The 13,911-nt window shown below is 69.4% G+C and carries 10 protein-coding genes and 1 pseudogene; 4 read left to right on the top strand and 7 right to left on the bottom strand.

Translation table 11 applies throughout. The features are described 5' to 3' along the window. Window positions 1-404: 404 nt before the first annotated feature. Window positions 405-1,448, bottom strand: a complete 1,044-nt coding sequence (locus tag ACFC1R_RS37320) for a LacI family DNA-binding transcriptional regulator (RefSeq protein ID WP_375946177.1) — start codon at window positions 1,446-1,448, stop codon at window positions 405-407. 180 nt (window positions 1,449-1,628) lie between these two features. Between ACFC1R_RS37320 and ACFC1R_RS37315 the strand changes: the two genes are divergently transcribed. Beyond that, on the top strand, window positions 1,629-2,111 hold the full coding sequence (locus ACFC1R_RS37315; RefSeq protein ID WP_375946176.1) for a hypothetical protein: 483 nt from the start codon (window positions 1,629-1,631) through the stop codon (window positions 2,109-2,111). Between the two features lie 374 nt (window positions 2,112-2,485). After that, the gene (locus tag ACFC1R_RS37310; protein ID WP_375946175.1) at window positions 2,486-3,022 is read left to right on the top strand and encodes an HAD-IA family hydrolase; all 537 of its coding nucleotides are present in this window, start codon (window positions 2,486-2,488) and stop codon (window positions 3,020-3,022) included. A 90-nt stretch (window positions 3,023-3,112) separates the two neighbouring features. On the opposite strand, the gene ACFC1R_RS37305 is transcribed toward ACFC1R_RS37310, so the two are convergent. From ACFC1R_RS37305 to ACFC1R_RS37295, 3 genes are all read right to left on the bottom strand, one after another. After that, on the bottom strand, window positions 3,113-3,757 hold the full coding sequence (locus ACFC1R_RS37305; protein ID WP_375946174.1) for a dihydrofolate reductase family protein: 645 nt from the start codon (window positions 3,755-3,757) through the stop codon (window positions 3,113-3,115). 741 nt (window positions 3,758-4,498) lie between these two features. After that, window positions 4,499-4,807 carry a hypothetical protein gene (locus tag ACFC1R_RS37300; RefSeq protein WP_375946173.1) on the bottom strand — a complete coding sequence of 103 codons (309 nt, stop codon included), beginning with the start codon at window positions 4,805-4,807 and terminating at the stop codon, window positions 4,499-4,501. 229 nt (window positions 4,808-5,036) lie between these two features. Then, window positions 5,037-5,645, bottom strand: coding sequence for a hypothetical protein (locus tag ACFC1R_RS37295; protein ID WP_375946172.1), 609 nt, complete (start codon window positions 5,643-5,645; stop codon window positions 5,037-5,039). A 209-nt stretch (window positions 5,646-5,854) separates the two neighbouring features. Here ACFC1R_RS37295 and ACFC1R_RS37290 point away from each other — a divergent pair. After that, window positions 5,855-6,477 (top strand): annotated as a pseudogene (locus ACFC1R_RS37290) (FAD-dependent oxidoreductase); the annotation flags it as partial. Window positions 6,478-6,775: 298 nt separating this feature from the next. Here ACFC1R_RS37290 and ACFC1R_RS37285 read toward each other — a convergent pair. Then, window positions 6,776-6,919, bottom strand: coding sequence for a hypothetical protein (locus ACFC1R_RS37285; RefSeq protein ID WP_375946171.1), 144 nt, complete (start codon window positions 6,917-6,919; stop codon window positions 6,776-6,778). Between the two features lie 790 nt (window positions 6,920-7,709). Here ACFC1R_RS37285 and ACFC1R_RS37280 point away from each other — a divergent pair. Next, window positions 7,710-9,044 (top strand): hypothetical protein, encoded by a 1,335-nt coding sequence (locus ACFC1R_RS37280; protein ID WP_375946170.1) that lies wholly within the window; start codon window positions 7,710-7,712, stop codon window positions 9,042-9,044. Here the strand turns inward: ACFC1R_RS37280 and ACFC1R_RS37275 are convergent. Both ACFC1R_RS37275 and ACFC1R_RS37270 read right to left on the bottom strand, forming a co-directional pair. Further along, the gene (locus ACFC1R_RS37275) at window positions 9,005-10,624 is read right to left on the bottom strand and encodes an AMP-binding protein (protein ID WP_375946169.1); all 1,620 of its coding nucleotides are present in this window, start codon (window positions 10,622-10,624) and stop codon (window positions 9,005-9,007) included. The genes ACFC1R_RS37280 and ACFC1R_RS37275 overlap by 40 nt on opposite strands. A 1,204-nt stretch (window positions 10,625-11,828) precedes the next feature. Beyond that, a complete protein-coding gene (locus ACFC1R_RS37270; protein WP_375946168.1) occupies window positions 11,829-12,872 on the bottom strand; it encodes a hypothetical protein in 1,044 nt (347 codons plus the stop codon). Between the last annotated feature and the right edge of the window lie 1,039 nt (window positions 12,873-13,911).

Here is a 13,911-nt window from a genome sequence, read left to right as displayed (position 1 = left end):
GGAGGTACCGGGCGGGTGTGGTTCGGGGGTGTGGGCGGATCGTCCCCGGTTCGGTGGAGTTCCGCTTGCGGCAGGGGGTTGAGGTTCGGCTGTGGAGTGGTGACGTGGCCGCGCGGGCGGGCGTGTTCCGTACCTGAGCGGCCTGCGGGATGAGGGGCGGGAGCTGATCGGGCCGGTACGGGCCGCGCGGAGGGGCGCGCAACCTGCCGGCCGGCGGCCGTCGGAGCCGTCAGAGCCTGTGGGCCGTCAGACTCGCCGGGACCGACAGGGCCTGACGGAGATTTCGTGGACGCGGTCCCGTGTCAGGCGCGGAGCGGCTGCCGGTGGTGCTGTCTGCCGCACGGTCTACGGCCCTCACGGGTCGAAACACCTGGGTGGTGGGCAGCCGTCCGGGTGGCAGGCGTCTACCGCAGAGCTTTCCCGACCGGGTCACCGGTCGACGCGCGTACCACCAGGTCAGGGCGCAGCTGTTCGCTGGCGGCCGGTTCGCCGGTGAGGCGGCGTAGCAGTTGGCGGATGGCCAGTCGGCCCTGTTCCGCCATCGGGGAGCGCACCGTGGTCAGCGGGACGGGCAGTTCCGCCGCGATGGGGGTGTCGTTGTAGCCGATCAGGGCCAGGTCCTGACCCAGGCGCAGCCCGAGGTCGCGGGCGGCGCCCATGGCGCCGATCGCGGCGAGGTCGTTGACCGCGAAGATGGCGGTGGGGCGCGGGTTCTGACGCAGCAGGGCGGTGGCCGCCGCCCGGCCGCCGGCGATGTCGAACGGGCAGTGGTGGATCCGGCGGTCGGGCACCGGCACACCCGCCTGCCGGTAGCGTTCGACGAAGCCCGCTGCCCGATCGGCGCCGGTGCTGGCGAACGCCTCGCCGGCGACGACGCCGACCCTGCGGTGGCCGAGGTCCAGCAGGTGCTCGGCGGCCAGCCGGCCACCGAGGCCGTCGTCGCAGGTGACGGCCGGATGGGCCGCGCCGGAGCGGCGGTTGACCAGCACGTACGGGGTGCGGCGCAGTCCCGGGGCGTCGAGCGCCGCACCGTCCAGGTGGGCGTCCCCGATGATCAGGCCGTCCACCCGGCGGCCGAGCACCATGGCGATCCGCTCGCGCTGGAGGTCCGGATCGTCGTGCGTGTTGGTGACGAAGGTCGACAGTCCGTGGGCTGCCGCTTCTTCCTCGATGCCCTCGTAGATGGTTGCCACGACGATCTCCGAGAGCCGGGGGAACAGCACGCCGACCAGGTTGCTGCGCCGGGTGCGCAGGCCGGTGGCGTGCGGGTTGGGTCGGTAGCCCAGTTCCTGGGCCAGTTCCCTGATCCGCAGGGCGGTTCGGGGGGAAGCGGCGCGGGCTTGTTGCGCCGCAGAGGCGTTGAGTACCCGGGAGACCGTGGAGATGCTCAGCCCCAGACGCTCGGCGATGCCTTGCAGGGTGACCGGTCCGTCCTCGTCGCCTGCCATCCGCGTCCTCCAGCGTGTTCGTCGCCCGCCCGTCGGGGCCGGGGCCCATTGTTGCCGAACCCTGGCGCCGTCGTGGCAGAGAGGTGGGTCGGGGCGGCACACCCATTGACCCAAACGTTTGGGCTTGGCATGCTGACACCACTTCGGGAGGGCGTCGGCGGACGGGGTGGGGGAGACGTGATGGACGGGCTCGACCGCAAGCTTGCAGCCGGCGCGATGGTGACGGTCCTGGTGATCGGGGGTGCAGTCCTGAGCGGGTGCGGTGGTGGCGCCGATCCTGCGGCCGATCCGTTGACGCACCCGTGCCTGCTCCTGAGTGCCTCGCAGGCGGAGGCCCTGCTGCACCGCTCGCCCGGCTCGGGTGAGGAGGTCACGCAGAGCGAGGTGAGCGAGTGCGCCTACCAGGACGTGGGGCTCTTCGTGGCCGTGGCCCGTGCCTCGTACAGCAGGAAGTCGTTCCAGGAGGTGGTCGACGGCACCAAGGGCCGGGCGATGAAGGAGACCGGGCTCGGGGACGCGGCGTACAGCTTCCATGTCCAGGATGAGTCCGGGGACTTCGTCCTGTTGGACGTCCTGAAGGGCCGCAGGCTCGTCCAGATCACGGCACCTTCGGTCGACGTCGGCAGGCAGGCCGCCGGGCTGGTGCTGCCGCGCGTGCGCTGACCCGTCCTCACGGGTGCGAGGCCCTCTGCAGCCGCTCCGGACCCGGCATGACCAGCGCCGGAGCCGGTCTTCGCCGACCGGGCCTGTGACTGGACGCCGAGCGCCCGCACACCGACAGCCTCGACGAGCTGGACCGCGCCGACACGGTCGCCTTCATGGAGCAGGTCAACCGGCGCCGGAAGGTCAAGCACCCTGACCGGCCGATCGGCCCGGCCTAACGGGCCGGCATCATGTCGGCGGCAGCGGTCCCTTCCGGCCTGCCGCGCTCGCCGAGTGGGATGACGTCCCGGGGTGAGCGCTGATCAGCCACGCGGACACGCCCGCCGTGTCGAGAGGTGCCCGCGCTCCATCCCCGAACACCGGCTCGAACGAGTGTGAACGAAGCGTCCTGGCGGAGCATCGTCCAAGAACGGCTCGGGATCGGCCGGGACCTGCTCGACGGGATTCGACGTGACCTGGAGTCCAGGGAGACCCGGGACGATGTCCTGGTGAGCTGCGTGCGTGGCCTCCGCGGTACGGCGAAGACAGCCATCGTCAGCAATGCCTGGCCGCGTATGCACACCCGGATGTCGAGCGGCGGACTCCTGGACGTCGTGGATGTCGTCGTCCTGTCCTGTGGGGTCGGATACGCCAAACCCGACCCGCGCATCTACGAGGTTGCTCTCCAGCGCATCGGTGCCGATTCCGCAGGCGTCCTCTTCATCGATGACACCCCAGGTCACGTCTCCACCGCCGAGATGCTCAGCATGGCCGGTCACGTGCATACGGATGTCGAGGACACCGTCACCCGGATCGGGCAGTTCCTGCGGCTGCCGGGCTGGGGCCGACCGGCCCCTCGTGGTCTCGTCGGCCTTTCACCGGTTGCTTCCGTTTTGCGAGGGCTGGTGCCCGGGGCGGAGTACCTGCCGTAACCGGCTGACCGCCCGAGGCGTGACTCGACGGCTCGTCCCAGGGCAGCCCCGGGAGGCAGAACGGCCTGCCGGGACTGCCCTGAGGGCTGGTTACTTTCGCCAGAACAGGTGGTGTGTCACTCCGCTTGGGCTGGGGACGGTTTCCAGGTGGAAGCGGTCGAGCAACTCTTCGGGTGAGTCCCAGAGTCGCTTTCCGGTTCCGAGTTCCACGGGTGAGACTGCTACGTGCATGGTGTCGACGAGGTCGGCGTCGAGGAACTGCCGGATGGTGGTGACCCCGCCGCCGAGTCGGACGTCTTTGCCCTGCGCGGCTTTTCGGGCCTGTTCGAGGACGGTGGGCGGGTTGTCGTCGACGAAGTGGAACGTGGTGTCGGAGAGTGTGAACGAGGGGCGCTTGTGGTGCGTCATGACGAACACCGGGGTGCGGAACGGGGGTTGGTCGCCCCACCAGCCGCGCCAGTCATGGTTTTGCCAGGGCCCGCGGTGGGGTCCGAATTTGTTGCGCCCCATGATCTCGGCGCCGATGTTTCGGGCGTAGTCCCGTGTGAGGTAGTCGTCGAGGCCCCGGCTTCCCCCGGGGTCGGTGCGCATGGGCCAGCTCGCCGTGGCACCGGCCCAGGCGAACAGCCTCTCGGGGTTGGCGCAGCCGAACGGACTCTCGAAGCTCTGGTTCTCACCGGCACCGATGCCGTCGCTCGAGACGTTGAAGTTCTGGACTCTCAATAGCTGAGCCACGTGTTCCTCCCGTGTTGTCGGACAACGGTGGTAAGACTCTTGGGACCGGGAGAACTCATCGCTGTGTCCGTGAACCGGTCGGAGAGCGGGCTGCCCGGTGTCCAGAACTATGGGGTTTGCCGGGGTCGGGCGGTCTGGTGTGCTGAGGGGGTGTGCGTTCCTTCGGGAAGTCTGCCACGGTCTGCTCGGTCATCGAGGGAGGTTGTCACAGTTGGTGGCTCGCACTTGCGGTGGCATCATTTCTTGTGAAATTTCAGACCACCGCCGACCGCCTTCCGTCGGGCTCGGGCGCTGGCCGTTGCGCGGTGAAGGTGGCCGGTGGGCTGGAGATCTGGGTCCGGTGGGTGGGCCGGTGGTACTCCATCTCGATGCTGGCGCTCCGCGGTGGCGGCAGGATCCGTCATCGGGTTCGGAACCTGGCCGAAGGAATCTGGGGCGAAACGTCCGGTGGGGCCCTGCGGCCGTTCCGGCGGATGCGTGATGCCGGGCGCCCGCCCGGGCCGTGTGGTGGTGTCGGGTGTCCGGGGCGAGGGTTTGTTGCTGGTGTGGTGCTATCCGGGTTCCCCGGTCCGCTGGCTCGTCGGTTCGCCGGTCTGCTGGCCGGTCTGATTCGGGCGGGTGGGTGGGTTGGTGGGCTGGGCTGGGTGGTTCGAGGGACAGCTTGTCGTCGTTTATTGTCTGGCTTTGAATAGGTGGGTTTGGTAGTCACTTGTCCGGGTTTTCGGGGGCGTACGGTCTTCATCACCTTGGTCGGACAGGTTGGGCCGGGGCCTCACCCGCGTCGGTGGTCGGGTGGCTGTGGGCGTTGATGAAGTCCAGGGTGGTCTGCTCGACTGCGGACGCCTCGGTCCCGGTGACGTGCGGCAGGTCGGACCGGACGGTGGCCCGGTCGATGACGAGCCGGGAGGCGGTCTCGAACCGGAGGAAGTACTGGGCCGGGTCGACGGTACTGTGCTTGCCGTCCACGGTGTTGCTGGGCAGGCGGTTCCAGTGCCGGTCGAACGCCTCGGGCAGTTCGACTGTGATCGTTGTGGTGTCGACGGTGGTCACCTGGGTCTTTGTTCCGGGTTGGGGGCCCTGCGGGGTGCCGTGCGGCTCGGACGGCTGCCCCGGGTCGGGGGATTCCTGTCTCACCCGGGACGGCCGGAGGCCACAGTGCCGCCCCGGCGCGGGCCTGGTCCGCACCGTGGCTGCGGGCCCGCAACCCGATTGCGGATCGGTCTGGACCACTCGTGCTGAGGCTGAGGCGGCCGGGGCGTCATGAGGCCCCCGGCCTGGGTCAGCTCAGCCAGAAGCCGAGTATCACGGCGCCCGTCAGGATCAGCGCGGTCAGCGCCGGTGCCCCTATCCGGCTCCTCGGTCCGGATGTAACGGCGACCATCGACACGATCGGCACTGTGAAGGCCAGGCCTACCGTCAGCACGAGCACCGTGCCGGACGGCGCCCCGGCGACCATCGCCCCCCACACCACCGTGAACATCAGCACCAGCCACACCGACGCGGTCACCAGCAGCCAGGCCGCCCGCGCGGTCCACCGGGCCGTCTGGTCATCGGCGTAGAAGTTGGCGCGGGTCGTCGTCCAGAACCGCAGCAGAGGCCGGCCACGCCGGGCAGAGATCAGCATGGCGTCAGTCTGGCGCGCCCCGAGCCGTTGCGGCACCCCCCGGCCAGCCGGATTTCCCCCGGTGTCGGGCTCCCCGAAGACGGACTCGCCGCCGTGCTTGGGCGGATGCCCGCCCTGCGGCGGTGAGATCCACGGCACCGGTACCGGCTTGCGCATGACCCGGTCCGAGTGGAGCCGGCCGAGAACTTGAGCCAGCAGGCCGGCGAGCAGGTGGGCGAGCCGGTGGGCGATGCGTGGGGCGTCGTAGCCGGTTTCCATCGCCATCGGATCCTCGGCGCGTGCTGCGCCTCCTTCTGGCTGACCAGTGCTCTGTCCCGGGGTGCTCGGCTGCCGGATCCGCAGTGTCGGTCGCATGCCGGTGCTGTCGGTGCGGTGCCGGTGATAGGTCGGCTGATAGGTCGGCGGAGGCCTGGAGTGTGGTCGGGGATCCGGCCGGGTGCCCACCGGCCGGTGTGTGCGGACTGGGAATCGGGATGACCACTGACGTCACGATCATCGGTGTCGGACTCGGGGGCCTCACGCCGGCCCGCGTTCTGCACGTCCACGGCATTCCGGCCACCGTCTACGAGGCGGAGGCCTCCCCGACCGCGCGCACGCAGGGCGGGATGCTCGACATCCATGACTGCAACGGCCAACTGGCCGTCGGGGCGGCTGCTTTGACGGACGAGTTCCGCAACATCGTCCTGGAGGGCCGTCAGGCGATGCGGGTCCTCGACCGGAAGGGGAACGTCCACCTCGACCAGCCTGACGACGGCACGGGCGGACGCCCTGAAGTGCGGCGCGGCGAACTGCGGGAGATCCTGCTCGACTCGCTTCCGGACGGCACCGTCCGGTGGGGGCACAGGGTCGGCGGTGTCCGCGGCCTCGGCGGGGGCCGCCACGAGGTGACCTTCGCCGGCGGCGGCACCGTCGTCACGGGCCTGCTGGTCGGCGCGGGCGGCGCGTGGTCACGGGCCCGGCCGCTGCTCTCCGACGCCGTGCCCGAGTACACCGGCACATCGTTTTCGTCGAGACCTGCCTGTTCGACGCCGACACGCGGTACCCTGCCGCGGCGGAGGCGGTCGGCTCGCGGGCGTGGTCGAGTTCTTCACCCGGGACGTGTCCCGTTCTCAAATGATCTGGTCTGCGGGTAGGGCTTTGACCTGCGGCGACCAGATCGATTGAGATGCCGAGGTGCCGGAAGTTTCAGGTGATCTGGCCCTGCAAGCCGGGATACAAGGTGTTGTCTCGGTTCATCTGGTCCGGCGACGGTGGAGGGTGAGCCTACGACTTGCGGAAACGCAGCCGAGAGGGCCCTTCCGGTAGCGACCGGCGGGGCCCTTCTCGTAGCTGGGCGGGACTCCGTTCCGGCACTGGTGAAGATCAGCCCGCACCGAAGCGTGGGCGTGGGCGTATCACTCGTCGTCGGTGCCTACCGGGACCTGATCCTCCCGAATGAGGAGGTGCTCCTCGCCGTCGATCTCGATTTCAGTGCCTGCGTACTTGCCGGGCGGAGTCTTGTCCTTGGCGGACACCGTCACCTCGCTGTCCTCGGCCATGTCTCCTCCTTCCGGTCGACACGGTGTCGACCCGCACTGATCCTGCCATGACTGACCGTCACTTGGCTGTCACTCTCGACAGATCGGAGGGGCCTTGTCGAAGCCGACTGGTCGACACCATCAGTGATCTGATGTGATATCAGAACTTCGAGAAGTTCCAGGTGCCATCGGCCCGGCATGTGCTTGAGGGTGGCTGGTCGACCTACAGGACGTCGCTCCTGAAGATCCGCCGCGTTCACTGGGAATGGACGACGAGGCCCCCGCCGGACCAGATCGCTGGAACCCTGAGCGAATCGGACCAGATCACTCGAGGCGGGGACCGGATCGACCGGGGCGGGACGGGGCGGGACGGGGCGGGCGCGCGGTGTGAGCGGCTGGGGCGACTGTCCCGTCTCTTCGGGTCTTTTGCCGGTGTCGTGGCCGTTGGGCCGGGTGGATGCGGTCGGTGGTGGGATGCTGCTGCTGGATTCGTCTTGTTTGTCGCCCCGCTGGGGCGTGGGTGGGCGGGTCTGTCCCGTGTTCGGTTGCCGGTGATGTCGATTGCGGGTCGTGGTGTCGGTTTGGGTGTTCTGGCTTTCCGGTGCTTGGGAGGTCTCGTTGTCGGGCGGTGGATGTCGGGTCAGGGGCCGCGTCTGGCAGTGGTGTGGTGTGGTGGTGGGCGCGGCTGGGTGTGTGGTGGCGGTTGGGGTTCTCCCGTCATTGAGTGAACTGTCCATGTCAGTAGGGTGATGGGTCGAGGGGTCTGAACTTGATCGCAGGGAGAGGTCCGGGCGTGCGGGAGGTGCGGCGCATGGGCGGGGTGACCGCGCGTTATGTGGAGCTTTGCCGCGAGAGTGGTGGCGGGATGCGCACGGCGGTGGTGGGGGCTGACTTGCCGGTGCCGCTGCGTGGGTTGCGGTTGTTGGCTCGGCCGTTGTTCGTCGAGGAGGAGGTCCTGCATGCGGCGGTGGAGGACCTGCTGTGTCTGTTCGACGTCTTGTCCTCTCTGCCCGAGCGTCTGTTCGGTGGTGGCATCGGGGGTTACTGGGCGGCGGTGGGTGGAGATCCGCGTCTGGTCCCGCTCCTGCGGCGGTTTGCGCCGGGCGGGCCGACGGTCCGTTTCGGCCGGGCCGATCTGTACCGCACGGAGCGGGGGTTTTCCCTGTTGGAGTTCAATGTCGGTGGGGGTGTGGGGGGCTTTGAACTCGGTGAGCTTCCGCGCGCTCTGTCGGCCGTGGGGGTCTTCGCCGAGTTCGCCGGCCGGTACGGGCTGAACCACGTGCGTACTGCCGAGCGGGTCGCTGCGACGCTGCGGGCGGCTTCGCCGCGTCCGTCGCCCGTGGTGGCGCTGGTGTTCGCCCCCGGGATGCTGCCCCGTTTCCGGCGGCCGCTGGCGCCCACCGTTGCCGTGTTGGCGGGTCAGGGGCTGGAGGTGGTGCTCGGGGAGCTCGGCGATGTCCGGGACGGCGGTGGGAGGCTGTTCGTCGGCGGGGCGCGGGTGGATGTGGTCCTGCGGTTCTTCTCGGTGGACGACACCATCGGGTACGAGGAGCACATCGAGGCGGTCGTGCGCGCGCACCTGGCGGGCAACGCGGTGCTGTGGACCGGGCTGGACAGCACCCTGTTCACCAACAAGGGCGCTCTTGCGCTGCTGTCGGATCCGCGGTGTGACGCCGTGCTGTCCCCGCAAGAGCGCCGGGCGCGTGAGCGGATCCTGCCCTGGACGAGGATGCTGACGGCGGATCTGGTCGACCGGTGCGTGGTGGAGCGTGAGGAGCTGGTCCTCAAGCCGTGCCGGGGTTTCGCGGGTACGGGCGTCGTCACGGGGTGGACCTGCCCGGACCGTGACTGGTTCGACGTCCTGTGCGCGCACGCCGGCCAGGCGTTCGTGGTCCAGCGCAGGGTCGTACCGCGCCTGGAGGCCGTGGTGGATCCGGACACGGGAGTGGTCGAGGACTGGACTGCGGTGTGGGGCCTGTTCGTCACCCCGGGCGGCTACGGGGGCAACGCGGTGCGCGCCCAGCGAGCCGCGGGTGGTGGTGTCATCGGCTACAGCACCGACACCGCCACCCGGGCCACCGTCGCCTTCAGCCATCCCGCCGGCGGTCAGCCGGCCGCATCCGCGCGTGGTGCGGTGGAGCCGTGAAGCAGGCCGCCCTGTCCGGCCCAGTACGGGGCGCGCAGGGCCTTCTTGTCGACCTTTCCGATGGGGGTCAGCGGCAGTGCATCGACGAACTCGAAACTGGCCGGCACATAGACGGGCCGCTCCAGTTCGGCCAGCACGCACTTGCACAGTTCCTCCGGCTCGACCTGGACCCCGGGGGCAGTGACGACGACGGCGTGCGCGGCCTGCCCGTAGAGCGGGTGGGGAACGGGGATCACGGCGGCGGCCCGTACCGCCGGGTGGGTGCCCAGGGCGTTTTCCACCAGTGGTGAGTAGATGGTGGAGCCGGCCTCTCCCGTGATGATCATGTCGTTGCGGCGGTCCAGGAGGAAGACGTATCCGTCCGCGTTCTGGTAGCCGATGTCCCCGGTGCGCAGCCACCTTCCGGGGTGGAAGGAGGCGGCGGTGAGGTCCGGCTGGTTGACGTAGCCCTCCATGACGCGGGGCCCGCGCGCGCAGATCTCCCCGGTCTCTCCGGGCGGTACGGGCCGGCCGTGCTCGTCGCGGATGGAGACCTCCGTATCGGGGAACGGGCGCCCGGCCGAGCGCAGCAGCCTTCCGCCGTCGGCGGCGTGATCCGGTGAGGTGAGTGCGGCGATGCCGAACGCCTCGGTCTGGGCGTAGAGCTGCCACAGCACCGGACCGAACCGGTCGACGGCCTGCTGGGCGCGGTCGGCGGTGATGGGGCTCGCCCCGTACATGATCCGGCGCAGCATGGAGCAGTCCACGTCGGCCAGTGCCGGGTGGTCGAGCAGCCGGTACAGCATCGGCGGCATCGTCATCATCGCCGTGATCTGCCCGCTCGCCAGCTGCTCGATCACACCCTCGGGGGTGAATCTGTCCAGGAGGGTCAGGGTGCTGCCCCGGGCGAGGCCGGTCAGCGCGTACAGGCCGCCGACGTGGCAGATCTGACTGGTCACCAGCAGGTTCACCGGCTCGGGCAGGAACGGGTTGGCCAGGATCGTCTCGTACATGCGGTGCCGGTGCAGGACGCACTTCGTCAGCCCGGTCGTCCCCCCAGAGCACAGCACCGTCTCCACCTGGCCGGCGTTTGCCCAGCTCTCGCCGCCGGGCACGGCCGCCTGGTGGACCGCGGCCATCAGGTCCCCTCCCGGCAGGCCTGGCCCCAGTGACCACACCCGAGCCCCGGTGAACGCGGCCGTGACCGCCTCGGCGCACGGCTGCGAGATCCGGTCGTCCAGGACCAGGACGTCGGCCGGGGCGTTCGCCGCGATGCTCGCGTACTCGGCCGGCCCCCGGTCGGCGGGCATCGACAGGAACCGCGCCCCCGCCAGATGCGCCGCGAACGGCACACACACCGCCTCGGGCCGGTTCCCGCTCGCCAACGCCACCGTGGCACCCGGCCCCAGACCGAGCGAGCGGAACACCGCCGCCAGGCGCCGGACCGTCTCGCCCAGCTCCGCGTAGGACAGCCGGACGCCGCGGTGCACCACGGCCTCCCGGCCTCCGAAGCCAGGGAACACCTCATCCACCAGCCATGCGGCGTAGCTGCGATCCGGACCCTTGTCCGTGCTGCCCGTGAGCACTGAACCGCCGACCACAAGGACTCCTTGATCTGTTGAGTCGCCGACCGCTGCAGGGCCGGCATCGTGTTGAGAAGGAGAAACTCCGCCCGGCTCTTCGGGGCGGGCAGCCAGGTGAGCGGTACACGGCAGTCCGCCAGTCCGGCAGTCTCACACAACGTTGTCGTCTGCTGGCGGATTCGGCAACAGGACTTGGGTCGGTGGCAGCGAGAGGTGTGTCGGTGTGATGGTGGCGGCTACTGCTGTGCGGCTGCCTCATGCGCGTTGCGATTGCCTTTTGTGGCACGGTCACGGTGGCTGTGCTGCGAAGGCTTTCCCGTCTCTCACTGCGTGGGCGGCCTCGGCTCGGCCCGCTGGTCCCGGGTCTTTCGTTCTCATGTCATGTTGTCGCTGTCCCGTGGCCTCGTTGCTGAATTCGCCGTGGGAGGCCCGCATCATGTGAGACCCCGGCCGTCACCGCCGGCCGTCACCGCCGGCCGTCACCGTCACTGTCACTGTCACTGTCACTGTCCTCAAATGTCGATCGGTGTCGTCCTGGCCCATGCTGGATCGTCGACCGGGTGGACATGGGCATTGAGAAGCGTCGGAGTTGCTCACTGGTCGGATGTCACGGTGGCGTACGACGATCAGGGCGGGGAAGAAGCGAGGAGCGGCCGGAACACGAGTGCGGTCCAGGAACGGTGGCGTACGACGATCAGGGTGGTGGGAGGAAGTGAGGAGCGGTGGGAAGGCGTGTGCGGTCCGGGGCTGGGGTGCGGTGGGAGGGGTGGAGCCGATGTCGTTCCATCGGGTGTGGGGGCTGGTCAGGGCGTTCCGCGTGTTTTGGGGTGTCGAGTTGCTCGGGGTGGTCGTGGACCGGTTGCTGTCGGAAGGGCGGCGCCTGGCAGGGCCGGGGCCGGGGCGGTCGTGGACAGGGTGGTGGCGGGGGTTTGGGTGGGTGTGTCGATGGCTGTGCCGATCACCGTGTGTCCGTGGGGTGGGCCGCGGCCGGGGTGCGGGTCTGATGTGGTGTCACCATCGAGCGGGCTTTCGGGTGGCCTGTCGTGGTGTTGGGTGAGGTGCGCAGACCGGGGCCGGGGCCGGGGTCGGGGTCGCGGTCGGGGCCGAGACCGAGACCTGGGCTGAGGCCGGGGTCGGGGTCGGGGTCGGGGTCGGGGTCGGGGCTGGTGCCGGGGTGGTGGGGACCGCCCCGGCGCCGGCTGGGTGCTGGGTTGAGGGTTGTTCAGGGTGTGCCGAGTGAATGCCAGTCCGACCAGCCGTGGTTGGGGCCGTTCGGGTTCTGCCAGATGTGCTGGATGTCGCCCTGGGTGGAGGGGGCGAAGACTTCCAGGTGGCCGTCGGCGTTCTGGGTGGCGGCCGGGTCGCCTGTCAGGGTGCCGCCGAGTGATTCCAGTGTCGACCATTCTTTGCCGGCGGTGCGCTGGTATGCGTGTTGAAGGGTGTTGTCGGTGCCGCGGATGAAGACTTCCAGCCGGCCGTCTTTGTTCTGGACGAGGGCCGGGTCACCTGTCACGCTGCCGCCGAGTGATTTCCATTGGTCTGCCCATCCGTTGTTGGCGGCGGTCTGCCAGATGTGCCAGAGGGTGTTGTCGGTGTAGCGGACGAAGAGTTCCAGCCGGCCGTCTTTGTTCTGGACGGCCGCGGGGTTGCTTGCGCAGCTGTCGATGCCGAAGCCCCTCCCGATCTTCCAGCCGTTGATGAGGGGGCGCTGCCATGCGTGTTGGACGTCGCCGCCGGGGGCGTGGGCGAAGACTTCCAGGTGGCCGTCGGCGTTCGGGGCGGCGGCCGGGTTGCCTTCCGGGAAGACCTGGATCGTTCCCCAGCCCGAATAGCCGTTGTTGGGGGCGGTCTGCCAGATGTGCTGGATCTCGCCGCCCGTGTGGTGGACGAAGGCCTCCAGTCGGCCGTCGGAGTTCTGGACGACCGCCGGGTTGCCCACCATGCTGCCGCCGAGTGACTCCCACGCCGACCATTTCCGGTTGTCGTTGCGGTCGGTCTGCCAGATGTGCCGAAGAGTGGCGTCGGTGCCGCTGTGGGCGAAGACCTCCAGCCGGCCGTCGGCGTTCGGGGCGACGACCGGGATGCCTGTCACGCTGCCGCCGAGCGGTGTCCAGTCCGACCAGTTCAGGTTGTCGTTGGGGACCATCTGCCAGATGTGCTGGAGAGTGCCGTCGGCGCCCCGGACGAAGACCGCGAGGCGGCCGTCCGGATTGCGCCCGACCCAGGAGTACGCGACACCGTACTTGATGCCGACCATCGTAGCCATGAAACTTCCCTTACGGTTTGACGAGTGCCTGTCTGGCGCTGGGAGGGACGAACTGCGGATCCGGTGCGGAGGTCAGGCCACAGCCCGGCAGTTGTGCACTTTCCCGTGATCGGTGTCCTGGTGGAGACGCGGCAGCCGCTGCGTTTGGACATCGCCGTGAGAAGCCGGACATCACCCTTCGGCCTGGAAGCGCGATGCGGTGTGCTTCTCGTACCGCTTCCTGTTCCGACCACTGGATTTCTGGCCGGAAATCGTGAAGGCCGCGCCCCAAGCCCTCCGCCCGCCCGCCAGTTCGTCTACGACAGTAGGCTTCACGCGGCTCGTCCGCACGTCGGCCCTTCGCGGGAGTGCGGCAGCTCTTTGGAACGGGTGGGCCCGCCGGCCTGACATCGGACGGCCCGTCAGTGAAGGCGCCGGCCACCGCCTTGAGAACGATCAAGGAGTTGCGGCACGCCGCTCAATTCGGCCGATCCCTGGGCCGAGGTCACCGCAGTGACCTTCACGTCCGCCCCGCGCGCCTCGGCGCTCTTTGTTCGTGGAACGGTCGCCGTGACCGTTCCGCGAACGTCTTCCCAGCCGTCGTTCCACGGACGGCCGTGCCCTGAACTGCCGCTTGTGGGTTCAGAAATACGCGCTCCCCGGCAGAGCCGGGCTCAGCCACGCTTCCTGTCCCGTCTCACTCGATCCGGTCCGACTCGCTCGGTGTCCCGGATGATCCGGTCCGTGTGGAACGTGCCGCCTGGACCGGACCGCCGCCCGGGCGGCCGTGTTGTCGTCGGCGAGTGGACTTCTTGGCGGCCATCGGCGTGACAGGCCCGGGCGGCCGTGCTGTCGTCGGCGAGCGAACCTCTCGACGGCCGTCGGCGTGACAGGTCCGGGTGGCCGTGTTGTCGTCGGCGGGTGGACTTCTTGGCGGCTGTCGGGGTGACGGGTCCGGGGTGGGCGTGTTGTCGTCGGCGGGTGGGCTTCTTGGCGGCTGTCGGTGTGGCAGGTCCGGGGTGGCCGTGTTGTCGTCAGCGGGTGAACTTCTCGATGGCTG

The sequence above is a fragment of the Kitasatospora sp. NPDC056138 genome, from assembly GCF_042264695.1.
Taxonomy (GTDB): domain Bacteria; phylum Actinomycetota; class Actinomycetes; order Streptomycetales; family Streptomycetaceae; genus Kitasatospora.
This window is presented reverse-complemented; position numbering and strand designations above follow the sequence as displayed.